Below are 24897 nucleotides of genomic sequence, written 5' to 3'. Positions count from 1 at the left end.
CGAAAACCTGCCGACTTTTCGAGAATTATTTTCATTAGCGCGATCTGGCGGCCTTACACACCTCAGCGCGGGCCCACCGTGACCCAGTAGCGGGTGCGTCGCTGGATGGTCACCGGCAGGCTGTCCTGCAGCAGGGCCAACACCTGGTCGGTGTCGCCCAGCGGGTAGGAACCGCTGAGGCGAAGACTTGCAACAGCGGGGTCGCAGCGCAGCAGGCCGGGGCGGTAGCGATCCAATTCGGTGAGGAAGTCCGCCAGCCGCATGCGCTCGGCCACCAGATAGCCATCGACCCAGGCGCCGTCGTTCACGTTCAGCGCCTGCGGAGCGCTGACGCCGGCCGAGCCGATGCGGGCCTGCGAGCCGGCTTCGATCATCCTCGCCTCGCCGCCAGCCAGCGAACTGGCGGCGACGCGGCCCTGGGTCACCGCCAGCAAGGTCCCGCGCCCGTCGTGCTCGCGGCGGACACGGAAGCGCGTGCCCAGCGGTTGCAGCACGGCGTCGCCGCTGACAACCCGAAGTGGCCGCCCTGCCCCGTCGAGGGCGGTGAGAATCTCCATCTCGCCGTAACGCAGGCGCAGTTCGCGAACGCTGTCGGTGTAGTGCAGGTCGACCGCCGTGGCCGTGTTCAGCCACAGGCGTGTGCCATCTGGCAGCGTGCGCTGCGTGCGCTCGCCGGTGCCGGTTCGGTAGTCGGCCAGGGCGCCCTCCACCCACGAGACATCGCGGCCCTGCCAGGCCAGGCCACCGAGCAGGCCGAAGCCAGCCAGCACCTTGAGCGCCTTGCGCCGGTCCATTTCGTTGTAGTGCCGGCGCCCGGCCAGTTGCCGAACCAGCGGGTCGGCCAACTGGCCGGCGTGGCGCTGCAGGCCGAGCGGGATGCTACTCAGGCGCTGCCAGGCGCGCTCGTGCTCGCTGCTGGCCTCACGCCAGACCAGCAACTGGCGCTGCTCGGCCTCGCTCATGCAGCCTGACTGGGCCAGGGTGAACCAGGCAATCGCCTGGTCGCGGATGACGGCGGAAATCGGCCGGGAATCGCTATCGCGGGACATGGCGCTCACTCGAACCGGCACGCGTAGCAGGCGGTGAACGCCTTGCTCATGGCCTTCTGCACCTGGTTGACGCTCAGTTCCAGGCGCAGCGCGATCTGCGGGTAGGTCAGGCCGTCTAGCTGCGACATCAGGAAGATTTCCCGCACTTGCGGCGTGAGGCCATGCAGGAGTTCGTCGATTTCCACCAGCGCTTCGATCAGCAGCAGGCGCTCTTCCTCCGAAGGCGCCACTGCCTCAGGCCGTGCGGCCAGCGCTTCCAGATAGGCCCGCTCGACCGCCTGGCGGCGCCAGCGGTTGATCAGCAGGCTGTTGGCAATGGTGGCGAGATAAGCCAGCGGCTGGCGCAGATCGGCGATGGCGCTGCGCGAGCGCATCACGCGCACGAAGGTGTCCTGCGCCAGGTCCTCGGCATCGGTGTGCTCGCCCAGGCGGCGGCGCAGCCAACCCTTCAGCCAGCCGTGGTGGGCAATGTAAAGCCGCTCAACATCCCTTTCGAATGCCCGCTCGCTATCCATGAACGTCCAGTTTTGTTAAACATGATAATCGTTCTCAACAATACTGGATTTGCCCTGTCCTGCGCAATTGGGCTGAACGCTGCAGGGAATGACCGCGGCCGCAGGCGAAAGATCATTCCCTGCCCCACCTCAGGGCTTGATGGCGATCTTCAGCACGCCGTCGCGCTGGTGAGCGAACAGGTCGTAGGCCTCGACGATGTTGTCCAGGGCGTAGTGGTGCGTGACCAGTGAGCCGAAGTCGGCGCGGTTCGACTCGATGATGCTCATCAGCCGGCGCATGCGCTCCTTGCCGCCGGGGCACAGCGCAGTGTTGATGCGGTGGTCGCCCAGGCCGGCGGCGAAGGCGGAGAGCGGTATCTGCACGTCCTTGGAGTACACGCCCAGGCTGGAGAGGGTCCCACCCGGCTTGAGCACTTTCATCGCCTGCTCGAAGGTGCTCGGCAACCCCAGGCATTCGATGGACGAATCGGCGCCGCGCCCGCCGGTGAGCTTCATCACCTCCTCCACCACGTCGCACTGCGTGAAGTCCAGGGTGACGTCGGCGCCCATGTTGCGGGAGATATCCAGCCGGTGCGCGTTGCCATCCACCGCGATGATGGTCGAGGCGCCCAGCAGGCGTGCGCCGGCCGTCGCGCACAGGCCAATCGGCCCCTGGGCGAAGATGACCACGGTGTCACCAATGCGGATGTTGGCGTTCTCGGCGCCCTTGAAGCCGGTGGACATGATGTCCGGGCACATTAATACCTGCTCGTCGGTGAGGCTGTCGGGGATCGGCGCGAGGTTGCCTTCGGCGTCCGGCACGAGGACGTATTCGGCCTGGGTGCCATCGATCAGATTACCAAAGCGCCAGCCAGCGGTGGCCTTGTAGCCATGGCAGGCGCAACGGCCGCTCTCGATCAGGTAGCTGCCGTCCTGCGAGGGCACGCCGTCCTGCGCGGCATAGGAATTGAAGTTGGGGCAGATCGCGCCGGCGATGACCCGCTGGCCTTCGCGGTAGCCTTTTACCGCACTGCCGAGCTTCTCGATGATCCCCACCGGCTCGTGGCCGACGGTCAGCCCTTTGGCCACCGGGTATTCACCCTTGAGGATGTGCACGTCGGTGCCGCAGATGGTGGTCGTGGTGATACGGATCAGCGCATCGTTGGGGCCGATCTCCGGGATGGGCTTGTCCGCTAGTTCGATGCGGCCCGGCTCCACGAAAATCGCTGCCTTCATCATTGCCATCGTTCTCTCTCCTCGCTTGAAATGCACCATCGGTACAGATGGCCGGGGGCGAAGGTCGAATATTCATCGCGACCTGCCACCCTCGTCCGATTCGAACCAGTGTGCTGGGCCTCGGCGAAATCCCGTTGATGCATATCAACGTCGGGGAAGGCTCGGCTATCGCGCTACTCGCGCTCCAGACTGTAGCCCACCCCGTCCACCGAGCTGATCCTGTCGACGACCGGGTGATGGCGGCGAGCTTGCGACGTTCGCCGCAGACGGAGGTTACAATGGTGCCCAGACCAATTCCCCCGCATCGGCCAAGCCCGGAGCCAGCTTCAGATGTTCACCCTCGTATCCCTCGACACCTCGCCTCCCGAATCCCTGAAAAGCCAGGTGCTGCAGATGGTGGTGGACTACTTCAGCGACATCAGCCCGGTGCCGCTCACGCCAAGCAACCCGCTATTCCAGCTGTACCAGTACGTGATCGGCTTCGAGGTGCACCTGTACCTGCAGGCCATGGACGGTTCACCGGCCAGTCCCGCGCGCCTGATCCTCGCCCTGGACGACGAAGACCCGTCGCAGGTGCTCGGCTTCGCCCTCTACCTGCCGAGCCAGGACGACGCCGAGGCCTGCACCCTCGCCTACATTGCCGTCCAGACCAGCCACCGCCGCCACGGCATCGCCCGCGCCCTGCTACAGAAGATGACCGAGCATCGCCCCCACGCCGAACTGGCCTGTGCGGCGGGCAAGGTGCCGGTCTTCGAGACGCTGGGCTTCCAGGTACTGGCCGCTCAGGGGCCACACGTCCTGATGAACACCCGCGACCACCGCTCCGATGGCATGGTCGCCGTGCAGGACCTGGCGCCGATCTACCAGTCCAAGGAAGTGCGGCAGATCCACACCTACCTGGTGAAACAGAACGGCAGCAAGGCCATGCGCGAGGCAGAAAAGAAACGCGACCGCCTGCTCGACCAGATGACCTGGCAGGCGCAGGAGTTGGTGAAGGAGCACTTGCCCACTCTCCACTGAAGATCACTCTGACGGCAGCTATCGGCGCTGATCAGACGCCCACCACAGCGCAGTTTCCAAGCAACCCCACATCCCGTATAGTTGATAACGATTGTCGTTTGCAAACTGTTCTTAGGGGATTGCAATGCAGGGAGATTCGTCGCTGCAGGCGGTAGGGATGCTTTATCGCGACCATAATGGCTGGCTGCGCGGCTGGTTGCGCAAGCGTCTCAATGACTCCGCCGATGCCGCCGACCTGGCGCAGGACACCTTCGTCCGCGTGCTGATGGCCCGGAGCGCCGAGGCGATTCGAGAGCCCCGCCACTATCTGCAGACCATCGCCCGCGGCCTGGTCATCGACCTGTACCGCCGCCGTTCGCTGGAGCGCGCCTACCTGGAAGCGCTGGCGCTGCTTCCCCAGGCGGTTCAACCGTCCCTTGAGGAACAGGCGCTGCTGCTCGAAGCGCTGCTGGAAATCGACCGAATGCTCGATGGCCTGGGGCCGAAAGTCCGGCAGGCCTTCATCCTGTCCCAGCTCGAAGGGCTGACCTACAACCAGATCGCTGAGCGACTGGGTATCTCGCTGCGCACGGTGAACAAGTACATGGCCAAGGCCATGGAGCACTGCTGCCTGGCCATGGCGGGCGTCCTGTGAACGACGCCCTGCCACAAAATGAACGGCAAGCCATCGGCGAAGCGGCCCGCTGGTACGCACGCCTGGCCAGCGCGGCGCCGGAAGACGGCGACCAGCAGGCCTGGCAACGCTGGCTGGCGGCCGACCCGATCAACCAGCGCGCCTGGCAACGCATCGAATCGGTGAACCTGCAGATGGCGCGCGTGCCGGGTCGCCTGGCCGCTGCCACTCTGACCTCGGCTGGCCAATCGCGGCGCCAGGTGGTGCGCAGCATCGTACTGCTCGCTTCCATTGGCGGACTGGCGACCCTGGGTTGGCGCAGCGACGCACGCCAGCGCTACACAGCCGGCTACAGGACTGCGGTCGGCGAACGTCGCCACTTCACCCTGGCGGACGGCAGCCGGATGCAACTGGGCACGGACAGCGCTGTGGATGTGTTGTTCGATGCGAACCAGCGCCTGATCGTCCTGCGCGCCGGCGAGGTGCTGATCAGCACCGCAACCGATGCACTCGACAGACCCTTCCGCGTACGCAGCACCGACGCCACCGTGCGCGCGCTGGGCACGCGTTTCAGCGTGGGTATCCGGGGCAATGGAACCGAGGTGGCGGTGCTGGAAAAGGCCGTCGAAGTCTCGGTGCCCGGCCAGGGCAACCCGTTACGCCTGGAGGCCGGCCAGCACACGCGGATCGTCTCCGGCGTCATCCAGCCAGTGCAGGCCAACGACGCCTCGGTGGGCGCCTGGGGGCAAGGCAGCCTGATCGCCATCGACCGCCCCCTGGGCGAACTGCTGGAAGAGCTGGGGCGCTACCGCCACGGCTGGCTGAGATGCGACCCGCGCATCAGCGGCCTGCGCATTTCCGGCGCCTTCCCGGTGGATGACACCGACCTCGCGCTCAGGGCCCTGGAGCGCAGCTTCCCTGTTACGGCGGTGTATCGCACGGGGTATTGGGTAACCGTGGTTCCGCGCGGCTGAGCCTGCATGAATGCCGGAAAAGATTTTTCCAGACACCGTGCACTTTCTTTGTCCCTGGTTCGGCTACTCCGGCATCAGTGACCCACTTGGTCACCACCACCGGGGAGAGACCATGCTGTATCCGTTCGTTCGCCATCGGCTCGCCATGCACGTGCAGGCCGCCCTCTTCAGTGTCGCCGTCGTCACCGTGCCCGTCGCCCAGGCCGCAGAGCCGGCAAGCTCCGGCTCCGTGCAGAGCATCCGCCAGTACGACATCGCCGCCGGTTCGCTGACCGAGGTGCTGAGCCGCTTCGCCAGCGAAGCCGGGGTCGCGCTCTCGTTCGATGCCAGCAAGACCGCGCACCTGCAGTCGGCCGGCCTGCACGGCAGCTATTCGCGGGAGGCCGGGTTCGCTGCCCTCCTCTCCGGCACCGGCCTGCGAGCGGTGGACCAGGGCGGCAGCTATGTGCTGGAGGAGGTTCCGGCGGCGCTGGCGATGAGCGACACGATCATTACCGGCCAGGGCCTGGGGCCGACAACGGAAGACTCCGGCTCCTACACCTCCAACGAAGCCACCATCGGCAAATCGACCCAGCGCCTGAAGGACATCCCGCAGTCGGTCACCGTCATCACCCGCAAGGCGATGGACGACCAACGTCTCGACACCCTCGACCAGGTGCTGGAGAAAACCACCGGCATCACCACCTACCAGAGCCCGTCCGGCGGCAAGTACATCTACTCGCGCGGCTTCGAGGTGGAGACCATCCAGTACGACGGCGTTCCCCTCGACCGACGCTACTACGCCATCGGCAGCAGCTTCACCTCCGACACGCTGCTCTACGACCGCGTCGAAGTGCTGCGCGGCGCCAACGGCCTGCTGCAGGGCAGCGGCAATCCCGGCGCCGCCATCAACCTCGTGCGCAAGCGCCCGAAGGCCGAACCATCGCTTTCGCTGACCGCCAGCGCCGGCTCCTGGGACACCTACCGGCAGACGATCGATGGCAGCACTCCGCTCACCGCCGACGGCCGGCTGCGCGGCCGCGTAGTGGCCGCCCACGAGGATCGCAACTACTTCTACGACACCGCGGACAGCCGCAAGAACGTGCTCTACGGCATCCTGGAATACGACCTCACCGACGCCACCCGAGTGGCCGCCGGCGCCAGCGTGGAGGACCTGCACTCGACACCGTCCTTCGGCGGTCTACCACGCAACAAGGATGGCAGCGCAGTGCATGCGGGGCGCTCCACCTTCACCGGCGCGGACTGGAACAAGTGGAACAACAAGCAGACCACCTACTTCGCCGACATCACCCATGACTTCAACGATGACTGGCGCCTGAATGCATCGGGCAGCTACATCCGCGAAACCAACGACATCCTCTACAGTTTCGGCCGTGGCGCGGTCGACCCGGCCACCGGCGACGGCATGCAGTCGCGCGCCTACCTCTACGACTTCGAGAACATCAACAAAGGCGCCGACATCAACCTCGCCGGCAAGTGGCGTGCCTTCGACCTGGAGCACCAAGTGGTGGTCGGCGCCAACGCCAGCGACCTGAAGACCGACGACCTGCAGGGCGGTTTGCTCAACCTCGGGCCGATCAACATCTATGACCCGGTCTCCCCGCGCGAGCCAACCACGGAGGAGATGCTCAGCACCACCTACGCCGGCACCTCCAAGGGCCATATTCGCCAGAACGGCCTCTACGGCGTGGTGCGCTACAAGCTGGCCGAGCCGCTGACCCTGGTCCTGGGCGGGCGTACCAGCAACTACCAGTACGACTACGAACTCACCCGTTTCACCACCTCCTCCCCCGCCCCGGCGCATTCGAAGGAAACCGGCGAGTTCACTCCCTACGGCGGCCTGATCTACGAGCTGAACAGCCAGTGGTCGGTCTACGCCAGCTACACCGACATCTTCAAGCCGCAGACCGAGCTGACCCAGGACAGCGCTCCGCTCAAGCCCATCGAAGGCTCCAACTACGAGCTGGGCCTGAAAGGCGAGCTGATGGATGGGCGGGTGAACACCAGCTTCGCGATCTTCCGCGTGGACCAGGAGAACCGTGCGCAGTACGACTACGCCTCGGCGTGCGGGCAGAACGGCGAAGACAACTGCTACGTGGCCGGCGGCAAGGTTCGCGCCGAGGGCTTCGACGCGGAGATCAGCGGCGAAGTGCTGCGCGACCTGCAGCTGTTCGCCGGCTACACCTACACCTCGACCAAGTTCCTCAACGATCCGGGCGACGGCACCTCGTCCTCCGGCTCCACCTTCAACAGCTACACGCCGCGCCACCTGCTGCGCTTCTGGGCCGACTACAAGCTGCCGGGCGAGCTGAGCCAGTGGAGCGCCGGGGCCGGCGCCAACATCCAGAGCGAGAACTACAACACCAACTTCGGCGGCACCGGCGGCGTCGGCGATATCAAGCAATCCGGCTACGCCATCTGGAACGCCCGCCTGGGCTACCAGATCAACAAGAACCTCAGCGTCGCCCTGAACGGCAACAACCTGTTCGACAAGAAGTACTACTCCTCCATCGGCTGGCTGAACGCGAGCAACCAGTACGGAGACCCGCGCAACTACACCGTCACCTTGAAGGCCGACTTCTGAGGTGAGGTCGCAGCGGCAATTCCCCTGGCGAGGCTCGCAAGGGGCATTGCCTACCCTCAAACCTCGCCCATCAGACTTCGTGATTCGGCGCGAAGCGCAACCCACGCCAGGCCCGCAACCCAGATCACGGAGACGGCGTAATTGAGCCGCTGATACAGCCCGAACCCGTGCCCCTCGGCGAAGGCTCTCGCCATCATCGCCAGCGTCACGACCGCCAGTATCACGCAGAGCCCCGAGAACCGGCCGAACCCCGGCGAAGACAGCAGTCGCCTGCCCAGGAACGCCCACATCGCGCTGGCCAGCGTCAGCGACAGGAACATCACCAGGCCCGCGAGGTTGTGGAGCTGCTGGGACGTCGAAGGCTGCGCCGGCACACATCCCTGGTCGCAGGAGAAGTAGCCGGTGGCGACACTGGCCAGGCCGTGCAGCGCTATCAACGCGGCACTGAACAATGCCAGGCGCGAACCGCCGAAGCGTCGTCCGACACCCAGGGCGAACAGCACGAACAGCACCCCCAGCGGGAAGTTGTTCACCCACGCGGAGTAGCCTTGCGTGGGCGCACCCGCCGCGCCCAGCTGACTCATGGCCTGATCGAGGTGGCTGTAGCCGGGGTAGCCCAGCGCGGTCAGCGCCACCCCTGCGAAAAGCCAGAGTGGAATCAACAGCCCCAGGCGCAGAAGAGTCCGGTCGATGTTGGTCACGCGGTGGCGCATGCCTTGGTCATTCACGCCAGCTGCCCTCCACCTGATCGGGACCGTCATCGGCCAGTGCGGCGCGCAGGCCGACGCTGTCCAGCCGCCGGCAATAAGCCGGGCGCGCGCGCTCGAAACGCCGCCCTTCGGCCAGCGCGCCGGCATCGACCACGTCGTAACCCAGGCGCTCGTGCAGATCGCTGACCGCCTGCTTGGCCGGCAGGTCGTCGCCAGCGATGGGCAACGCCCGACGGTCCGCGGCGCCCGCCGGGCGGGCATCGCGAAGCAGATCACGCTCGAGAATGGCGTTGAACGCCTTGACCACCCTGGCGCCGACCAGATGCTGCGCGAGCATTTCGCTGGTGGTGGTTTGCCGGCTGTCCAGCGCGGCAAGCTGGCCGTCGCGCTGCGGGTAGTAATTGCCGGCATCCAACACGACCTTGCCGGCGAAGGCTTCCACCGGCAATTGCGGGTAACGGCCGAAGGGAATGGCCAGCAGCACCAGCTCGCCGAAGCTTGCCGCCTGCTTCACGGTGCCAACCTCGCAGCCCAGGGAAGCGGCGCTGCTGGCCAGCGTGTGCGGCCCGCGGGAATTGCTGAGCATGACCTCGCAACCGTTCCTCACGGCAAGTGCCGCCATGGCGCGGCCAATGAACCCCGCCCCGATGATTCCGATACGCATCGCCTGACTCCTTCGCTTGCAGTGCAGTGGGAACCGGCCCGCGCTTGCCAGCCAGACCGGAAGCCAGGATGCTATTTGAAATCAGGCAGCTTAAATATCGACCTTCATTTGCAAGTGTCGAAACCACAGGTAGCGAATCATGGATCGATTGCAGAGCATGGCAGTGTTCGTCAGGGCGGCCGACAGCGGCTCCTTCTCCGCCGCCGGGGCGGCGCTGGGCATGTCCTCGCAGATGGCCGGCAAGCATGTCAGCGCGCTGGAGGAGCGTCTGGGCGTCAAGCTGCTCAACCGCACCACCCGCCGACAGAGCCTGACCGAGATCGGCCAGCACTACTACGAAAGCTGCAAGCGCGTGCTGGCCGAAGCCGAAGCGGCGGATGCGCTGGCCCTGGACCATCTCGCAGTCCCCCGCGGACGCCTGCGGATCAGCGCCCCGGTCACCTACGGCACCTACTGCCTGATGCCGCTGCTGGGCCGCTACCTGCGCCAGCACCCGGACGTGAAGATCGAGCTGTCGCTCAATGATCGTCTGGTGGACCTGATCGACGAGAACTTCGAAGCGGTGATCCGCATCGGCCCGCTGGACGACTCCAGCCTGGTCGCCCGCCCCTTGGCGGCCTATCGGCTGATCGCCTGCGCAGCGCCCGCCTACCTGGCCGAGCACGGCACGCCGCAGACGCCCGACGACCTGCAGGGGCACCACTGCCTGGGCCTTACCGCCTGGCCGGCGTCAGTCTCCGGAGGGTGGCACATGCTGGGAGGCGAGAGCCTGCAGCTGCTGGCCCAGAACAGCCGCCTCCAGATCAACGACGCCCGTGCCCAGCGCGCCGCCGCGTGCGACGGCCTGGGCATCATCCTGGGCGCCGAGATGATGCTCGCCGAAGACCTTCGCCAGGGCCGCCTGGTGCAGTTGTTTGCCGACCTCCAGGCGCCGGCGCGGCAGGTTCATCTGCTCTACGCCAGCGACCGCCGCATGCCGCCGAAGCTGCGCCGTTTCGTCGATCAGGTGGTCGCCGAACTGGGGGCCGGGCCGGCCTGAACGAACAGCCGACCGGGCCTCAGCCGCCCAGCGCGATGATGGCGAACAGCAGCGCCGTGCCCACCACCGCCAATGCAATCCCCGCCGCCCAGGGCGAACCGCCGGAGTAGCGGGCGAGCATCCAGCCGGAAATGAACAGCATCGCCAGCGCCACCGCATTGGAGGCGCGGATGGCCGGGCCGGTCTGGTCGATCAGCAGGAAGGGAATGACCAGCGGGAAGGTCGCCAGCACCACCAGCAGGAAGGTGGCCAGCGCGCCCTTGACGTCCTCCCAGCCGATCCGCGCCGGCCCCGAAGTTCCAGCGGCTTCCCGCAGCAAGTGCTGGCGCAGCATTTCCAGCCCGTCCGGCCCCACCGCAGTGGAGAGGCGCGGCGGCAGCTCGGCGGCGATCAGGCCCTGCCCGTGGCCCGGCTCGCTGCGCTGCAGGCTCGCCAGCAAGGTTCGGCTGCGGGTGCGCTCGGTCCAGGTGCGCATCAGGAAGATCACGGCGTCGGCCAGGCCCCAGGCGAGGTTGCAGCCCAGCGCGGCGATCAGCATGGTGCGCACCTCCTCGCGCCCCGAGGTCGCCACGCTCAGCGAGCCGATGAAGGTCATGGCCATCAGCAGGCCGAAAATCACTTCGGTGATGCGGTCGATCGGTTCCAGCACCCGCTGCCAGGTGCCCTTCTCGGCTTTGTCCATCGCAACCCTCCTGATCGGCGAGCACGGCTCGTCGTCCCTCGTTCATGCCATTGAGTGAGTGCTTGCAGTTGGTGATCGAAGCAACGCGCCCGGCAGGGGCTAGCCCAGCCGGACGATATCGACCGAGATTTCCACCGCGGTGACGCTGCCGCGGTTCTCCAGCCAATGCGTGGTGTCGTGGTCCTCGGGCCAGCCGACTCCCGGCCCGTAGTCGGTGGCGATGCCATTGCGATGGTCGGTGATGGTGCCCTGCAGGATGAACACCGTGCCGGGGCGGTCCACGTGGTCATGCACCGGCCCGAACACGCCGCCGGGCGCGATGGTCACCCGGCGCATGCGCAACTGCCGGCCCGCCATGCCGTCGATCTCGGGGCCGAGGTCGACCGAGGACAACAGCTCCACCGTCACACCCCGGGTCTCGGGTGCCACCTCCTGGCTGATCATCACGCTGGCCTCGCTGAGCGACAGGTTCTCTGTGCCAGTAAAGACGCTGCATGGCGCGGCTCGAAGCGAGGCGACAAAGGGTCGTTCAGCCCACGGCTGGCAGGCGCTCCAGGTCGCAGAGCGCGGTGGCGTCGAGCAGGCCTTTCTCGAAATCCTCCAGGCCCTCGTAGTGGCTCTGCAGCTCCGCGATACGCCGGCTCAGTTCCTGCTTCTTCGCCGCAATCGCTTCGCGCACGAGGTCCCAGCGCGACAGCTCATCGCCGCGCTGGAAGATCTCCTGCATCTCCTTGAGGCGAAAGCCCAGCTGCTGGGCGCACTTGATGAACACCAGCAACTCGACCGTCTCCGGCGTGTAGACGCGGTACTTGCCCTCGCGACGCGGCGTGGGCAGCAAGCCGATTTCCTCATAGTGACGAATGCACTTGACTGTGGTGCCGGACAGTTCGGCGACCTTCCCGATATACATGTGAACCACTCCTGCACAGGCGGCGGCCAGCATGCGGCAGGCGCGGCGAAAATCCCAGCCTGCGGATCATCCGCCAGCCAGCGACTGCACCTGCCGCAGCCAGCCCTCGCGGCGCTGCGGCGCCGAGTGGAGGATCGGCCCGAGCAGGAGCGTGCCGGTCGGCCGGATGCCACAGAATTCCAGGGTGGTCCTGCGCATCTGCTGCAGCGCGGGCATGCGCTGGAACCAGCGGAAGTACCAGGGCGGCGTGTCCAGGGTCGCCAGCAGATGCGCGGTGCGCCCCTTGAGCAGTTTTTCCGGAAAGGCCGAGCCCTTTCGATAACGGAAGGCGAAACCGGGCAGCAACGCCCGGTCGAGAAAGCCCTTGAGCAACGCGGGCACCCCCCCCCACCAGACCGGAAACACCAGCGCCAGGTGATCGGCCCAGGCAATCGCCTGCTGCGCCTGCAGCAGGGCCGGTTCCAGCGGCTGCTCGCGGTTGTAGCCGCTGCGCAACACCGGGTCGAAGTCCAGCTCGCCCAGGCGCAGCAGCCTGACTTCATGGCCGGCGCCGCTGGCGGCTTCCCGGTAGCGCTCGGCGATCGCGCCGCAGAAGCTGTCGTCGCTGGGGTGCCCGAGGATCAGGAGGATCCGTTTCTGTTGCATGGTGCTCGACTCCTTGTGTAAGCGAGTCGAGCCTAAAGCCTCCCCCTGGGGGGAGAGTCAACGCCAGGCAGTCACTCGAGGATCGCCACGGCGCGCACGAAACCCGCGGAGGCGTGGCGAATCTTGTAGGGGAAGCAGCTGACCAGGAAGCCGTGATCAGGCAATTGCTCGAGGTTGGCGAGCTTCTCCATCTGCCCGTAGCCGATGTCGCGCCCGGCCTTGTGGCCTTCCCAGATGATCGACGCATCGCCCGAGGCGGCGAAGCGCTCGCGGGTGTACTTGAAAGGTGCGTCCCAGCTCCAGGCATCGGTGCCCACCACCCGCACGCCGCGCTCCAGCAGGTAAAGCGTCGCCTCGCGACCCATGCCGACGCCGGCTTCGAGGTAGCCCGGCTGGCCGAACAGGCTGCCGGCGCGGGTATTAACCAGCACGATGTCCAGCGGCTGCAGCGCATGGCCGATGCGCGCCAGTTCGGCCTCGACCTCGGCGGCAGTCACCACATGGCCGTCCGGGAGGTGACGAAAGTCCAGCTTCACCCCCGGTTGCAGGCACCAGTCCAGCGGCAGTTCGTCGATGCCGAAGGCCGGCTTGCCACCGTCGGTGGTGGACGCGTAGTGCCACGGTGCATCCATATGCGTGCCGCTGTGGGTGGTGATCTGCAGGCGCTCCGCCGCCCAGGACTCGTCGCCAGGCAGGTCCTCCTTGCGCAGGCCGGGGAACATCGCGGCCATTTCCGGCCAGCCCTGCTGGTGGTCCATGTAGTCGATCTTCGGCAGCAGCGGCGGCGGGTCGGTGTAGGGGTTGTTGTCCAGGGTCACGGACAGGTCCAGCAAGCGGCGTTGGTTCAGGCTCATGCGGAGATTCCTTTGCGGGCGGCGGCGCGGCTGCGGCGCGGCGGAAGATCGAGGGCGTTGCGCAGCAGCCCGGCCACCGTGCCGTCGTGGCAGAAGCCCAGCTCGCGGGCCTGCGGCGTGCGCAGTGGCGGATAGGCGCCGAACAGCGCCTCCAGTTGCGGATCGGGATCGAAGGCGATGCGCTCGCAGTTGGCTTCGCCGAAAAAGGCGGCGAGCCCGGCGAGCACCTGGGCAATCGACAGCTGCAGCACCGGCAATTGCCACACCCGTTGACTACCGGGCTCCCTGAGTTCGGCGGCGTGCAGCAGGTTGTCCACGCAGCAGCGCGCCGACATCCACCAGGCGCTGGCCTGCGGCGACACTGGGCAGGTGTAGCTGTCCCCCGCTGCACAGGCGTGCAGCAGGTCGCTCATGAAGGCCGAGCGCAAGCCGTTGGGTTCGCGCGGCCGGGCGACTATGCCCGGCAGGCGCAGTGCGCGGCCATCCACTTCGCCGCGCCGGGACAGGTCTTGCAGGGCGATCTCCACCATGCGCTTGTGCGCCGCGTAGGACAGTTGCGGCGCCGCCGGTTGTTCCTCGTCCATCCGCGCGGGCAATTCGCCGCCATAGACCGCCACGCTACTGGCATAAACCAGCACAGGCGGCCGCGCGGGATTGCGCAGCTGGTGCAGCAGCTCCAGGCTGGCCTGCAGGTTGACCTGGTAACCCAATTCGTACTGCGCTTCGGCGGCACCGCCGGGCACGCTCACCAGATGGAACACTACGTCGACGCCATCGGCCAGCACGCGGCGCAGCAGGGCCGGATCGGTGACGCTGCCGTAATGTCGGCGCAGGCGAGAATCGTCGGGCAGGCCTTCGAGTTTCTGGTCCAGCAATAGCAAGGCTCCGATCCGCTTGCCGCGCAGCACGCCGGCTTCCAACAGGCGCCGCACCAGCAGGCGGCCGACAAATCCATTGGCCCCGCTGACCATCACGCGCATGGCCAGCCCCCTTGAACCACGCACTGGTCGATGGCGCCGAAGAGCACCTCGCCGTCGCTGCCGCGAGCCTCCATACGCACGCGGTCGCCGAAGTGCATGAAAGCAGTGCGTGGCGCGCCGTGGGCGATGGTCTCGATGGCACGGCGCTCGGCAATGCAGGCCGAGCCGACGGAGCGGTCGGCGTTGGACACGGTGCCCGAACCGATCAGCGTGCCGGCGCTCAGGCGCCGGGTCAGGGCGGCATGGGCGATCAGGTCATGGAAGCCGAAGTGCATGGCGCCGCCGTGGGGATGGCCGAACCATTCGCCGTTCCACTCCACCGTCAGCGGCAGGTGCACGCGGCCATCGCGCCAGGCGCCGCCCAACTCGTCCGGGGTCACCGCCACCGGGGCGAAGCTGGACGCCGGCTTGGCCTGGAGGAAGCCGAAGCCGGTCTTCATCTCCCGTGGCGCCAGTGCTCGCAGGCTGACGTCGTTGAGCTGCAGCACCAGGCGCACATGTTTGAGCGCCTGCTCCGCCGGGCAGCCCATGGGCACCGCGTCGAGCAGCACGGCGAACTCGCCTTCGAAGTCGATACCGTGGGCTTCACTGGGCAGCGGGATATCCGCGCGCGGGCCGAGGAAGTCATCGCCAGCGCCCTGGTAGATCAACGGAATGCGCTCGACGCCTTCGATGGGCTCCAAGTTGAAGGCCTTCTGCATCAGCTCGCCGTGGCTGAGGAAGCAGGAGCCGTCCAGCCATTGCCAGGCGCGTGGCAACGGCGCGGCGAGTTGCGCCGGATCGAGGTCGAAGGCGCCGGCGACGGCATTGGCGTTGAGCCGCTGGTACAGGCGCTGCAGGTCAGCTTCCAGCAGCGCCCAGTTGTCCAGTGCAGCCTGCAGAGTGGCGGCGATACCGCTGGCGTCCACCGCCCGCGTCAGGTCACGGGAAACCACCAGCAACCGGCCATCGCGGCTGCCGTCATCGAGGGTGGCGAGCTTCATGGCAGCAGTTCCTTCAGCTCTGCCGCGTAACGGCCATCGAGAAGAATGAAGACCATCCGCGCCATCGCTTCGGTGCGGTTGCTCCACGCGTGGTTGGTACCACGCTGCACCACGATGTCGCCGCGCTTGAGGTGCACTTCGCCGTCGTCCAGCACCAGCCAGACCTCGCCCTCGGTAACGATGCCGTAGTCCAGGGTCTGGGTACGGTGCATCAGCTTGTGCTTCGAGTCGGCCTTGCCGGTGCCGGCGTGGGATTCACCGATTTCGGCGAAGACTGCTGCGGCGTCTTCGTCGCTGACCTGGTTCTGCACGCTGTCCGGCGGGATATCCACCACACGGATGACGCTGCCCTGTAGTCCGGGGCTGAGCTGAAGCGGCTGGGCGGTGGGGTCGTCGCCGTTGTCCAGCGGCGCGGGGCTGCCGAGGCTGTTCCACACCTCGTAGAACAGGGTGCCGGGCACCGCCTTGAGCGGGAAGTTGTTCGGCGTCGGGCCGCAACTGGCGACCACCGCCTGACCCTGAGCGTCGTGGCCGGTGACTACGCGTTTGAAGGTGGGAAGCTGTTGCATGGTGTCTCCTTTCAATTGCCGTCGCCGATGGTCGTGCCACCGTCGACGATAAGGTTCTGTCCGCTGATGAAGGCGCCACCGGGAGCCGCCAGCAGCAATGCCAGGGCCGCGACTTCTTCGGGCCGGCCGACCCGGCGTAACGGAGTGAGCGCCAGGCGGCGCTGCAGTACCTCCGGGTTGTCGGTGAGCGGGCGGGCGAATTCGGTGTGGATCACGCCGGGGCTGATGGCGTTGACGCGGATGTTCGCCGGGCCCCACTCCACCGCCAGGTTGCGCGCCAGCTGCGCCAGTCCGGCCTTGGACAGCCCGTACAGGCCCAGGCCCTTGTTGCCGCGCACGCCGGCGATGCTCGCCATCAGCACTACGCTGCCGCCGCCACCTTCGGCCATGGCCGGGAGCAAGGCGCTTGTCAGCCACAGCGCGCTGCGCAAGTTGACGGTGAAGGTCAGCTCCCAGTCGGCGTCGCTGGCCGTGCCGAGCGGCCCCATGTGTGGCGCGACTCCGGCATTGCAGACCAGTGCATCGAGCCGGCCGAGATGCTCCAGAGCCCGCTGCGCCAGTGCCTGCACGGCGTTCGCGTCACGTAGGTCGGCGGCCACGGCGATCACATCGATGCCCTCGTCCGCCAGCAACTTCACCGCTCGTGCACAGTCATCGGCACTTTCGCTGCTGATCACCAGACGCGCGCCAGCAAGACCGTACTCGCGGGCGATGGCCAGGCCGATGCCGCGGGTGGCGCCGGTGATCAGTGCAGCCTTGCCGGCCAGGGTAAACAGCGCGCTCATAACGCCCCCGCCACCGATGCCACGCGGCGACCGCGCAGCAGCACCAAGCACAGCGGCGCCAGTGCGAGCTGGGCCAGCGCCACCAGCAGCAGGGCATTCGGCAGCTGACTGGCGACGCCGCCGGTGAGCGCCAGCACCAGCAGCGGGCTGACGAATTCGCCGGCGAAGATCGATGCGGTGAAGCCACCGGTGGCGCGGCCGCGCTGGTCGAAGCCGACCTGCTGCATCACCTGGGTGATCAGCGTCGGCAGCAGCAGTCCCACGCCCAGCCCGTTCAACAGCACGGCGAGGACCACGAGCGCATGGCTGGACGACAGCGCCATCAGCCCGCCACCCAGGCCCGCCGTGGCGAAGCCCAGCGCCAGCAGGCGGCGCGCCGGCAACCCGGCAAGCAGGCGGAAGGTCAGCGCGCCGGCCAGCACGCCGAGCTGGTTGGCGCCCATGGTCAGGCCGATCTGCTGCGGGCCGTCGACGTGCAGCAGTTGCAGCAGGTAGCCCGCCTGCACCGGCACGATGAACAGGCTGACGCCGGCCAGCCCCGTGAGCAGGTACAGCGGCGCCAGGGCGGCCCAGGGGAAGCGCGAGGAACTGGCCGGCTCATGCTCGACGCGGCGTGCCTGCGGCTCCCAGAGCAAAGCGGCCATCAGCGGCAGACAGAGCACGCCCACGGCATAGAGCGCGAACGGGGTGCGCCAGCTGTTCTCTCCCAGCGCGCCGCCCAGCCCCATGAACAGCGCGGCGGAGAGCGAGGTGGCGACCATCTGCAGGGCGAACAGGCGCTCGCGGCGCTGGCCGTCGAAGTAGTCGCCCATCAGCGTGGTGCAGCAGGTCATGATCCCGGCTTCCGCCAGGCCGATGCCGGCACGGCTGGCGACGATCAGGCCGAGCGAATCCAGCCACAATGGCAGCAAGCCGCAGAGGCTGTAGAGCAGCATGCTGGCGAGCAGCAGGGAGCGCCGGCCCACGCGGTCGGCCAATACCCCGGCCAGCGGCGCGAGGAAGGCGATCACCAGCGCCGGCAGGGTCAATGCCACCGGCACCAGCACAGCGGCGCCTGGAGTCTCGGCGAAGTGCGCCTGCATGCGCGGCAGTACCGGCGCGATGAGCACCGCGCCAAGCACCGGCAGGCAGCTGCCGAACAACAACAACAGGGCTTGCGCACTACCGGCGGTGCGTTCAGCGCTCATCGCGCACCTCCACCAGCAGGCAATGGGTGGCGCCGTACTGGATCAGGCCGGCGCGCAGTTCGCGCCACAGGGTCTTCAAGCAGGGCATGGAGTCGTCCTCTTGTTGTCGTTGTGCGGACTCAGCGAGCCTGGCCGCAGGCCAGGGGCGTGGCGGCGTGCTGCTGGCAGCAGTCGCGGTCGTGATGGACTTCCTGCAGGTGGTGCGCCGCCACAGTCGGTTGCGCCTCCAGGCGGGCCTGGCGCTGCGGCAAAAGGAAATACGCCAGAGCCGGCAGCAGGATCAGCGCGCCGACCATGTTCCAGACGAACATGAAGGCCAGCAGCACGCCCATGTCGGCCTGGAACTTGATGGGCGAGAAGATCCAGGTGCCGACGCCGATGGCCAGGGTCACGCCGGTGAGCATCACCACCTTGCCGGTGAACAGCAGCGCGCGGTAATACGCCTCGGACAAACTCGCGCCCTGGCGCAGCTGCGCCAGCACGATGCTCATGACGTAGAGCGCGTAGTCCACGCCGATGCCCACGCCCAGAGCGATCACCGGCAGGGTCGCGACCTTCACGCCGATGCCCAGCGCCACCATCAGCGCCTCGCAGAGGATCGAGGTCAGCACCAGCGGCAGCACTGCGCAGAGCACCGCACGCCAAGAGCGGAAGGTCACCAGGCAGAGCAGGATGACCGCGCCGTAGACCCACCAGAGCATGTCACGATTGGCCTGTTTCACCACCTGGTTGGTGGCCGCCTCGATACCCGCGCTGCCGGCGGCGAGGAGGAACTTCGCCTGCTCGCTGTCGTTGTCGTGGGCGAAGGCCTGCACGCTGTCCACGACGCGCGCGAGGGTGTCGGCCTTGTGGTCGGTGAGGTAGGCGTAGAGCGTCAGCAGGCTGCAATCGTCGTTGTACAGGCCACGGGGCGCGTTGGCGGTGACCATGTTCAGGGTCGCCTGGTTGTTCACCAGCTCGTACCACTTCGGGCTGCCTTCGGAGAGGCCCACCAGAACACGGCGGTTGAGCAGCGCCAGCGAGTTGGTCGAGTCCACTCCCAGCAGGCCACGCAGTTGCCAGTCCAGGTCATCCACGCGCTTGAGGGTGTCGTAGGCCGAGCAGGCGCCGGGCGGGGTCTGCACCATCACAGCAAAGACGTCGCTGCTGGCGCCGTAGTGGGCAGTGACGAAGGCATTGTCGCGGTTGTAGCGCGAGTCCGGGCGCAGCTCGGGGGCGCCGGCATCGAGGTCGCCGACCTTCAGGTGCAGGCTCACCGCGTAGCCGCCAGCGGCCATCAGCGCGGCCACGGCGATGCACGCGGCGGCCCAGCGGCGCCGGGTGAACAGGTCGAGGAAGCGCCACATGGCGTGCTTGTCCGCCCCGCTCGCCTCGGCCTCTTCGGCGCGCAGGCTGCGGCGCGCCGCGCGGGCACTGACGCCCACGTAGGAGAGCAGCACCGGCAGCAGGATCAGGTTGGTGAAGATCAGCACCGCCACGCCCAGGCTGGCGATCACCGCCAGGTCCTGGATCACCTGGATACGGATGATCATCAGCACGGCGAAACCCACGGCGTCACAAAGCAGCGCGGTGAGCCCGGCGAGGAACAGCCGGCGGAAGGTGAAGCGCGCCGCCACCAGGCGATGCATGCCGCGGCCGATGTCCTGCATGATGCCGTTCATCTTCTGCGCGCCGTGGCTCATGCCGATGGCGAACACCAGGAACGGCACCAGCACCGAGTACGGGTCCAGCTCGTAACCCAGCAGCGGCAGCAGGCCGAGTTGCCAGACCACCGCCACCAGCGAGCAGATCACCACCAGCGCGGTGCTGCGCACGCAGCGGGTGTACCAGTAGAGCACCGCGGCGGTGATAGCGATGGCGGCGGCGAAGAACAGCAGGATCTGCTTCAGCCCGTCGATCAGGTCGCCCACCACCTTGGCGAAGCCGGTGATGCGGATGTCCACGCCCTGCCCCTGGAAGCGCGCGCGCAGGCTTTCCAGCTCATGGGCGAAGGCCGTGTAGTCCAGCGCCTGACCGTCCGGGGTCTTCTCCAGCAGCGGCACGTAGACGATGCTCGAGCGCTGGTCGAAGGCCACCAGCTGGCCGATCTCGTTGGAGCGCTCGACGTTGCGCTTGAGTTCTTCAAGTTTCGCGAGGCTGCCATCGTAGCCGTCTGGAATCACCGGGCCGCCTTCGAGGCCGTCCTCGGTCACACCGGTCCAGCGGGTCGAGGGCGTCCACAGCGACTTCATCGCCGCACGGTCGACGCCGGGGAGCAGATACACCGCATCGTTGAGCTGCTGCAGGCTGTGCAGGTAGTCCTTGTCGTAGAGGCTGCCGCGCGGGTTGGCCACGGCGATGCGCACGGCGTTGCCCAGCCCGGCCAGCTCCTGGCGGTGTTCCAGGTAGTTGTGGATGAAGGGGTGCTCGCGCGGGATCATCTTCTCGAAGCTGGCGTTGAGCGTCAGGCGGGTGGCCTGCCAGCCCAGCAGCAGGGTCGCCGCCAGGCACAGCAGTAGGACCAGGGCGCGGTGGTTGAACAGCGCGCGTTCCAGCAGCGAGCCGGAAGCACTGTCGAAGTCGTCGAGGCGGCCGCTGGACGGCTCAGGGGAAGTCGTGGCGTGCATGGCTCAGTCCGCGCGAAGGGGTTGGGAAGAAGGCGCCAGGCGGCGCGCACCGGCCATGCCGACGGAGACGATGGCACCGTCGGCAGCTGTGATCGCCGCGGCCAGCGGCAAGCCGTCGGAGACCGGTAGCGGCTGCGCAGCGAAGGCGTCCAGGCCGCCGCGCAGCAGCATCCCGGCCTGGTTGGCGAGCAGCAGCTGGCCGCCGGCGACGCGGATGCCGTTGATCGATGCGGGGATCGGATTGGCCAGCGGCTGGAAGCTTTCGCCGGCATCGTCGGAAGCGAACAGGGTGCCGCGCAGACCACCAATCAGCAGGCGCCCACTGGGGAGCACGGCGGCGGCGAAGTAGCTGCCGTCGTAGGGGCTCTGCAGGGCGTCGAAGTGCGCGCCGTCATCGCGGGAACGCAGCAGCAGGCCTTGCTCACCGGCGACGTACAGGTCACTGCCGGCGCGGGCCAGGGCGTACAGGTGAAGACCACGCTGGTTCGGCAGCCGGCCCATCGCGGACTGCCAGCTGCGACCGCCATCGGCAGTGCTCAGCGCCACGCCGTAAGCACCGACCACCAGACCGTGGCGGGTATCGGCGAAGCTCAGCGCCAGCAGCGGTTTGTCGGCGCCGTCGGCCACCAACCTTTGCGCGGCAGCGACGCGCGCAGCGTCACCGGAAGCTTCGGCGGCCTGCTGCTCCAGGGCAGCGCCACGCTTGCCATCGAGTTGCAGGGTCCAGTGCTCGCCGCCGTCCTCGCTGTGCAGCACCACGCCGGCGTGGCCGATGGCCCAGCCACTCTGCGCATCGATGAACTGTACGGCAGTCAGGCCGGCGCTCACCGGCACTGCCGTGGCCTGGCGCCAGGTAGTGCCGTTGTCGTCGGAGAGCAGCACCACGCCACGCTCCCCCACTGCCACCAGACGCTCGCCAGCGCGGGCCACATCCTGCAGCACCGCGCGCAGGGCCTGCGGGCCATGCACGGCGGGCTGCGCCAGGACATCCACGCTGCCATCGGCGAACGCCGCAGGCACCGCGCAACAGGCTGCCAGCAGCCAGGCGGAGAGACTCTTCTTCATCGCACGCAACCTTTCTTTTTTCTTGTAATCGCTACAACGGTTTCGCTACACAGCTCGCTGCAGGAGCTGGGCGAGGCCCGAGACGCCGGGCCTGCCCGCGGACGATCAGCGCACGCCCTCACCCGCCATGGCGTCGGCGGTGAACACCGAGTCCTTGTAGGGCGGCACGATGCGGTACTGCTCGCTCTTGCCGGCGAACAGGTCCCCGGCGAACCAGGCCCCGGAGAGCAGGTCGTAGAAGCCGTTGGTGAGGGTCACCACGCCGGGCAGGTCGGGCAGTACCACCGGCGAGGTCCAGACCACCTTGGCCAGCTGGTTGCGCGCGTCGTAGCGCTCGCCGAGCACGGCGGCCCAGGTGTCTTCGTCGAGGTAGTAGGTGCTCTTGGGCATGACGTGGCGCTGGCCGCTCTTCAGGCTCGCTTCCACCACCCAGACGCGGTGCAGCTCCCAGCGAATGGCGTCGGACTTCAGGTGGTGCGCATCGAGCAGCGCCTCGCCGTTTTCGGCGGTGAAGACCTTGTTGACGTTGTAGGGGATGTACATCTCCTTCTTGCCCACCAGCTTCCAGTCGAAGCGGTCGACGCGGCCGTTGAACACGTACAGCTCGTCGAAGCTCATGACCCCGGCAGTAGCCGGCGTCGGGGTGTCGCAGCAGGCGTTGGGCAGGCGACGCACGCGACGCTGACCGGGCAGGTAGGTCCACACCGCAGCCTTGTCGGCGTTGAGGTTTTCCAGGCCGGTGATGGCTTCGCCGGCGCGCAGCGGCGGGCCGTCGTTGGTCATGCGAATCGACCAGAACACGCCCTTCTCGCCGCTGCCGCCCGGCAGGTACCAGGGCATCTGCAGGTCGGCGCGGGAGTCGTTGGTCAGCACATGCTTGCCGTCGGCGGTGGTCAGGTACTGGTTGAAGCTCGCGTGCCAGGAGGCGCCGCGCCAGCGCAGCAGGTGGTTCCACATGGCTTCCACGCCGTTGGCCGGGATCGGGAACGGAATGCCCCCGGCGGCGCCTTCGGGCATCGGCCCGCCGGGGCCGTCCACCAGCTTGCCACTGGTGGCGTTGGCGAAGGTGGCGTCGTACACCGACTGCGGCGCGGCGGCGCTGCGGTGGGTCGGGTAGACCTCCAGTCGGTAGCTGTCCGGGTACTTCTTCAGCATCGCCTGGATGCCGGGGGTCAGCTTGTCGGCATACTGCGCCATGTTCTGCGCGGTGATGGTCAGCTGCGGCTTTTCGCTGGCGAAGGGATCGCCGCGTTTGCCGCCGTCCTTGTAGGCCGGGTCGACCTGGGTGTAGCCACCGGTCCAGGCCGGGATGCTGCCGTCGGCATTGCCGGCACGCTCGCCGCCCAGCGGGGTCAGGGTGGTTCTCAGTTTGCCCGCCTCCTCGGCGGAGACGGCGCCAGAGGCGCCATGGGCGAACAGCAGGGAGGCACTCAAGGCGGTGAGCAGGGAAACGACTTTCTTGTTGTGTTTCATCGGGCAGTCCTCGGTCAGAAGGTGCGGCTGACGGTGAAGGCGATGAAGTCGCGGTCTTTCAGCGACTGTTCGTAGGTGTAGTGATTGTCGGCGTCGAGGAAGGTGTTCTCCGGGCCGTAGTAGTGCGTGTAGGTCAGGCCCAGGTTCCAGGTGTTGAGGTAGTTGCCCTTCAGGCCGATGTTCAGGTCGCCGCCGTGGTCGGTGCCGAAGCCAGTGCCCAGCGCCTCGGAGGCGCCGTTGGTGTAGCTCGCGCCGATGGGTACCGAGAGGTCTAAGCCGGGGTAGATCTGCCGGTACATCGGCTCGAACACCAGGCGCAGGCTGGTGGCGTCGCGGTCGGCGTTGGGGTCGACCGCATCGGCGTTCTGGCTCACGCTCATCACCCGGTTCCAGGCGATCTCGCCGAGGAAGCTCGACTCGGCGGCGACGAAGTTCGGCTCCAGGCTCGCCAGCCAGGAGAAGTTGGCATGCAGCGTGCGGCCGGTGGCATAGACCGGGTCGTCGTCGTTGTCGATTGCCTCGCCCGGCGCCAGGGCGTGCTGGCTGGTGGAGGCCAACGGCTGGTTCCAGCGGGTGGACAGCTCGCCCGCCACGTTGAAGTTGCCCAGGGTGGTGGAGAAGCTCGCCCCCAGCGCCTCAATGCCTTCGGGATAGACCCAGTAGTACTCGCCGGCCTTGCCGGTCACCGGGTTGAGGTTGGCGAAGTCCGGGCGCACGTTGAGCTGCGGGCTCTTGTCGTGGAAGCGGATGGCGTAGACGCCCCAGTCCACCGTCTCGGTGCGCCAGCGCAGTTGCACGCCGCCCTGCCCCGAATCCTTGGCCTCCTTGTCGTTGCCGCGGTAGAAGGCCAGCGGCTGGCCGCCGGGCATCACCGGTGTGCCGACGAACATGCGCTCGCCGCCGTCGCCGAAGAAGTCGTCATTGGAGAAGTAACTGCCGGCAGCGGGCAGGCGGTTGGCTTCCCACTCGAACTGGTAATAGGCGCCCAGGGACACGTCCGGGGTCAGCTGCAGCTGGCCGGAGACCTGCTGTACTGGGCGGATCAGTTCCTTGAACTGGGTGTTGGGCACCGACAGGCCCTTGACCACGTCGACCGGTGCCATGCCGCCGGCGATGCCGTTCATGCCGTAGAACAGGCTCTCGCCCCACTGCATGGCGTAGCGGCCCAGGCGGCCGGACACCGGCATCTCGCCGATCTCGGTCTTGCCGAAGACGAAGGCATCCAGCAGCTCGCCCTTGCGCCCGTGGAGAGTGCGGGTGTCGTCGGTGAACTCGTCGTAGTCCACCGAGTAGCTGTTGGCGCGGCCGGGGGCGTTGTTATCGGTGCCGCGGTTGTAGACGTCGTCGTACCAGGCCGCGCCGCTGACCCGCGCACCGACGTTGCCGTAGGTGATGTCCAGCTCGGAGAGCAGGTCCAGGCGGTTGGAGATCAGGCCCTTGTCGAAGTTGCGGTCGCCGTCGTCGAGGTTCAGCGCGGTCTGGCCTTCGGTGAGCTTGCTGCTCGGGTCCTGTGTGCGCCAGGCGGCGCTGTACTTCAGGGTGTTGTCCCAGCGCGCCCGCAGGTCGGGGTTGCCGGTGTCGAATTCGAAGGCCTGGGCGTGGCTGGCGGCCAGCGCGAGAAGAGCCAGGGTAATGGGCTTGAGCGGCGGCAGCGGCCGCGCGGTTGCACGCGTGCGAGTCAACATCGGGGGTTTCCTCTTTCTTGTTCTTGTGCGTCGGTGTTGGCGGTGGTGAGCCGTGGCGCGCCATCAAGGCAGGGCGCGCCTGGCGCTGGA

24 protein-coding genes are annotated in these 24897 nt (G+C 67.3%); 5 read left to right on the top strand and 19 right to left on the bottom strand.

Going from position 1 to position 24897, the window contains the following annotated elements:
* Positions 1–62 precede the first annotated feature (62 nt).
* From IB274_RS16700 to IB274_RS16690, 3 genes are all read right to left on the bottom strand, one after another.
* Positions 63–1049 carry a FecR domain-containing protein gene (locus IB274_RS16700; RefSeq protein ID WP_225614888.1) on the bottom strand — a complete coding sequence of 329 codons (987 nt, stop codon included), beginning with the start codon at positions 1047–1049 and terminating at the stop codon, positions 63–65.
* A 5-nt stretch (positions 1050–1054) separates the two neighbouring features.
* On the bottom strand, positions 1055–1564 hold the full coding sequence (locus tag IB274_RS16695) for a sigma-70 family RNA polymerase sigma factor (RefSeq protein ID WP_192433017.1): 510 nt from the start codon (positions 1562–1564) through the stop codon (positions 1055–1057).
* A 129-nt stretch (positions 1565–1693) separates the two neighbouring features.
* Entirely contained in the window at positions 1694–2788 is a 1095-nt protein-coding gene (locus tag IB274_RS16690; protein ID WP_081518434.1) for an NAD(P)-dependent alcohol dehydrogenase, read from the bottom strand.
* Positions 2789–3109: 321 nt separating this feature from the next.
* Between IB274_RS16690 and IB274_RS16685 the strand changes: the two genes are divergently transcribed.
* The 4 genes from IB274_RS16685 (at position 3110) to IB274_RS16670 (ending at position 7970) form a co-directional block, all read left to right on the top strand.
* Positions 3110–3799, top strand: a complete 690-nt coding sequence (locus tag IB274_RS16685) for a GNAT family N-acetyltransferase (RefSeq protein WP_192433016.1) — start codon at positions 3110–3112, stop codon at positions 3797–3799.
* Between the two features lie 124 nt (positions 3800–3923).
* Complete coding sequence (locus tag IB274_RS16680; protein WP_192433015.1) at positions 3924–4433, top strand: sigma-70 family RNA polymerase sigma factor; 510 nt, start codon at positions 3924–3926, stop codon at positions 4431–4433.
* The gene (locus IB274_RS16675; RefSeq protein ID WP_318652883.1) at positions 4430–5386 is read left to right on the top strand and encodes a FecR domain-containing protein; all 957 of its coding nucleotides are present in this window, start codon (positions 4430–4432) and stop codon (positions 5384–5386) included. The genes IB274_RS16680 and IB274_RS16675 overlap by 4 nt, the downstream gene beginning before the upstream one ends.
* A gap of 112 nt (positions 5387–5498) precedes the next feature.
* Positions 5499–7970 (top strand): TonB-dependent siderophore receptor, encoded by a 2472-nt coding sequence (locus IB274_RS16670; protein WP_225614887.1) that lies wholly within the window; start codon positions 5499–5501, stop codon positions 7968–7970.
* Between the two features lie 56 nt (positions 7971–8026).
* Here the strand turns inward: IB274_RS16670 and IB274_RS16665 are convergent, their stop codons facing one another.
* Both IB274_RS16665 and IB274_RS16660 read right to left on the bottom strand, forming a co-directional pair.
* Positions 8027–8683, bottom strand: coding sequence for a DUF998 domain-containing protein (locus IB274_RS16665; RefSeq protein WP_225614886.1), 657 nt, complete (start codon positions 8681–8683; stop codon positions 8027–8029).
* A gap of 7 nt (positions 8684–8690) precedes the next feature.
* Complete coding sequence (locus IB274_RS16660) at positions 8691–9344, bottom strand: NADPH-dependent F420 reductase (protein WP_192433014.1); 654 nt, start codon at positions 9342–9344, stop codon at positions 8691–8693.
* A 139-nt stretch (positions 9345–9483) separates the two neighbouring features.
* On the opposite strand from IB274_RS16660, the gene IB274_RS16655 reads away from it, so the two are divergent.
* A complete protein-coding gene (locus IB274_RS16655) occupies positions 9484–10383 on the top strand; it encodes a LysR family transcriptional regulator (protein WP_192433013.1) in 900 nt (299 codons plus the stop codon).
* Positions 10384–10402: 19 nt separating this feature from the next.
* Here the strand turns inward: IB274_RS16655 and IB274_RS16650 are convergent, their stop codons facing one another.
* From IB274_RS16650 to IB274_RS16585, 14 genes are all read right to left on the bottom strand, one after another.
* On the bottom strand, positions 10403–11065 hold the full coding sequence (locus IB274_RS16650) for a VIT1/CCC1 transporter family protein (protein WP_192433012.1): 663 nt from the start codon (positions 11063–11065) through the stop codon (positions 10403–10405).
* Between the two features lie 99 nt (positions 11066–11164).
* The gene (locus IB274_RS16645; RefSeq protein ID WP_192433011.1) at positions 11165–11509 is read right to left on the bottom strand and encodes a cupin; all 345 of its coding nucleotides are present in this window, start codon (positions 11507–11509) and stop codon (positions 11165–11167) included.
* Positions 11510–11594: 85 nt separating this feature from the next.
* Positions 11595–11975, bottom strand: a complete 381-nt coding sequence (locus tag IB274_RS16640; protein WP_192433010.1) for a MerR family transcriptional regulator — start codon at positions 11973–11975, stop codon at positions 11595–11597.
* Positions 11976–12041: 66 nt separating this feature from the next.
* Positions 12042–12620: an NAD(P)H-dependent oxidoreductase gene (locus IB274_RS16635; RefSeq protein ID WP_192433009.1), complete on the bottom strand. Its 579-nt coding sequence runs from the start codon at positions 12618–12620 to the stop codon at positions 12042–12044.
* Between the two features lie 71 nt (positions 12621–12691).
* Positions 12692–13474: a cyclase family protein gene (locus IB274_RS16630; protein ID WP_192433008.1), complete on the bottom strand. Its 783-nt coding sequence runs from the start codon at positions 13472–13474 to the stop codon at positions 12692–12694.
* Complete coding sequence (locus IB274_RS16625) at positions 13471–14454, bottom strand: NAD-dependent epimerase/dehydratase family protein (RefSeq protein ID WP_192433007.1); 984 nt, start codon at positions 14452–14454, stop codon at positions 13471–13473. The genes IB274_RS16630 and IB274_RS16625 overlap by 4 nt, the downstream gene beginning before the upstream one ends.
* Positions 14445–15437: a fumarylacetoacetate hydrolase family protein gene (locus tag IB274_RS16620; protein WP_192433006.1), complete on the bottom strand. Its 993-nt coding sequence runs from the start codon at positions 15435–15437 to the stop codon at positions 14445–14447. Before IB274_RS16620 ends, IB274_RS16625 begins: the two co-directional genes overlap by 10 nt.
* Positions 15434–16006, bottom strand: coding sequence for a cupin domain-containing protein (locus tag IB274_RS16615; RefSeq protein WP_192433005.1), 573 nt, complete (start codon positions 16004–16006; stop codon positions 15434–15436). The genes IB274_RS16620 and IB274_RS16615 overlap by 4 nt, the downstream gene beginning before the upstream one ends.
* Positions 16007–16017: 11 nt before the next feature.
* On the bottom strand, positions 16018–16791 hold the full coding sequence (locus tag IB274_RS16610; protein ID WP_192433004.1) for an SDR family NAD(P)-dependent oxidoreductase: 774 nt from the start codon (positions 16789–16791) through the stop codon (positions 16018–16020).
* Entirely contained in the window at positions 16788–17978 is a 1191-nt protein-coding gene (locus IB274_RS16605; protein WP_192433003.1) for an MFS transporter, read from the bottom strand. The genes IB274_RS16610 and IB274_RS16605 overlap by 4 nt, the downstream gene beginning before the upstream one ends.
* 119 nt (positions 17979–18097) lie before the next feature.
* The gene (locus IB274_RS16600) at positions 18098–20584 is read right to left on the bottom strand and encodes an efflux RND transporter permease subunit (protein WP_192433002.1); all 2487 of its coding nucleotides are present in this window, start codon (positions 20582–20584) and stop codon (positions 18098–18100) included.
* 3 nt (positions 20585–20587) lie between these two features.
* Positions 20588–21649 carry a WD40/YVTN/BNR-like repeat-containing protein gene (locus tag IB274_RS16595; RefSeq protein WP_192433001.1) on the bottom strand — a complete coding sequence of 354 codons (1062 nt, stop codon included), beginning with the start codon at positions 21647–21649 and terminating at the stop codon, positions 20588–20590.
* Positions 21650–21754: 105 nt separating this feature from the next.
* Positions 21755–23122 (bottom strand): DUF1329 domain-containing protein, encoded by a 1368-nt coding sequence (locus tag IB274_RS16590; protein WP_192433000.1) that lies wholly within the window; start codon positions 23120–23122, stop codon positions 21755–21757.
* Between the two features lie 14 nt (positions 23123–23136).
* Positions 23137–24807, bottom strand: coding sequence for a DUF1302 domain-containing protein (locus IB274_RS16585; RefSeq protein ID WP_192432999.1), 1671 nt, complete (start codon positions 24805–24807; stop codon positions 23137–23139).
* Positions 24808–24897: the final 90 nt, after the last annotated feature.

Source organism: Pseudomonas sp. PDM18, assembly GCF_014852585.1.
GTDB lineage: Bacteria > Pseudomonadota > Gammaproteobacteria > Pseudomonadales > Pseudomonadaceae > Pseudomonas.
Note: the sequence above shows the minus strand (reverse complement) of the source record. Positions and strands in the feature narration are given on the sequence as shown.

Excerpts from the sequence above, each read along its gene's own strand:
- IB274_RS16690 (WP_081518434.1), bottom strand. The coding sequence starts at position 2,788 with ATGGCAATGATGAAGGCAGCGATTTTCGTGGAGCCGGGCCGCATCGAA.
- IB274_RS16600 (WP_192433002.1), bottom strand. The coding sequence starts at position 20,584 with ATGCACGCCACGACTTCCCCTGAGCCGTCCAGCGGCCGCCTCGACGAC.
- IB274_RS16665 (WP_225614886.1), bottom strand. The coding sequence starts at position 8,683 with ATGCGCCACCGCGTGACCAACATCGACCGGACTCTTCTGCGCCTGGGG.
- IB274_RS16635 (WP_192433009.1), bottom strand. The coding sequence starts at position 12,620 with ATGCAACAGAAACGGATCCTCCTGATCCTCGGGCACCCCAGCGACGAC.
- IB274_RS16615 (WP_192433005.1), bottom strand. The coding sequence starts at position 16,006 with ATGCAACAGCTTCCCACCTTCAAACGCGTAGTCACCGGCCACGACGCT.
- IB274_RS16655 (WP_192433013.1), top strand. The coding sequence starts at position 9,484 with ATGGATCGATTGCAGAGCATGGCAGTGTTCGTCAGGGCGGCCGACAGC.
- IB274_RS16640 (WP_192433010.1), bottom strand. The coding sequence starts at position 11,975 with ATGTATATCGGGAAGGTCGCCGAACTGTCCGGCACCACAGTCAAGTGC.
- IB274_RS16590 (WP_192433000.1), bottom strand. The coding sequence starts at position 23,122 with ATGAAACACAACAAGAAAGTCGTTTCCCTGCTCACCGCCTTGAGTGCC.
- IB274_RS16620 (WP_192433006.1), bottom strand. The coding sequence starts at position 15,437 with ATGAAGCTCGCCACCCTCGATGACGGCAGCCGCGATGGCCGGTTGCTG.
- IB274_RS16660 (WP_192433014.1), bottom strand. The coding sequence starts at position 9,344 with ATGCGTATCGGAATCATCGGGGCGGGGTTCATTGGCCGCGCCATGGCG.
- IB274_RS16605 (WP_192433003.1), bottom strand. The coding sequence starts at position 17,978 with ATGAGCGCTGAACGCACCGCCGGTAGTGCGCAAGCCCTGTTGTTGTTG.
- IB274_RS16645 (WP_192433011.1), bottom strand. The coding sequence starts at position 11,509 with ATGATCAGCCAGGAGGTGGCACCCGAGACCCGGGGTGTGACGGTGGAG.
- IB274_RS16630 (WP_192433008.1), bottom strand. The coding sequence starts at position 13,474 with ATGAGCCTGAACCAACGCCGCTTGCTGGACCTGTCCGTGACCCTGGAC.
- IB274_RS16680 (WP_192433015.1), top strand. The coding sequence starts at position 3,924 with ATGCAGGGAGATTCGTCGCTGCAGGCGGTAGGGATGCTTTATCGCGAC.
- IB274_RS16700 (WP_225614888.1), bottom strand. The coding sequence starts at position 1,049 with ATGTCCCGCGATAGCGATTCCCGGCCGATTTCCGCCGTCATCCGCGAC.
- IB274_RS16650 (WP_192433012.1), bottom strand. The coding sequence starts at position 11,065 with ATGGACAAAGCCGAGAAGGGCACCTGGCAGCGGGTGCTGGAACCGATC.
- IB274_RS16585 (WP_192432999.1), bottom strand. The coding sequence starts at position 24,807 with ATGTTGACTCGCACGCGTGCAACCGCGCGGCCGCTGCCGCCGCTCAAG.
- IB274_RS16695 (WP_192433017.1), bottom strand. The coding sequence starts at position 1,564 with ATGGATAGCGAGCGGGCATTCGAAAGGGATGTTGAGCGGCTTTACATT.
- IB274_RS16625 (WP_192433007.1), bottom strand. The coding sequence starts at position 14,454 with ATGCGCGTGATGGTCAGCGGGGCCAATGGATTTGTCGGCCGCCTGCTG.
- IB274_RS16610 (WP_192433004.1), bottom strand. The coding sequence starts at position 16,791 with ATGAGCGCGCTGTTTACCCTGGCCGGCAAGGCTGCACTGATCACCGGC.
- IB274_RS16595 (WP_192433001.1), bottom strand. The coding sequence starts at position 21,649 with ATGAAGAAGAGTCTCTCCGCCTGGCTGCTGGCAGCCTGTTGCGCGGTG.
- IB274_RS16685 (WP_192433016.1), top strand. The coding sequence starts at position 3,110 with ATGTTCACCCTCGTATCCCTCGACACCTCGCCTCCCGAATCCCTGAAA.
- IB274_RS16670 (WP_225614887.1), top strand. The coding sequence starts at position 5,499 with ATGCTGTATCCGTTCGTTCGCCATCGGCTCGCCATGCACGTGCAGGCC.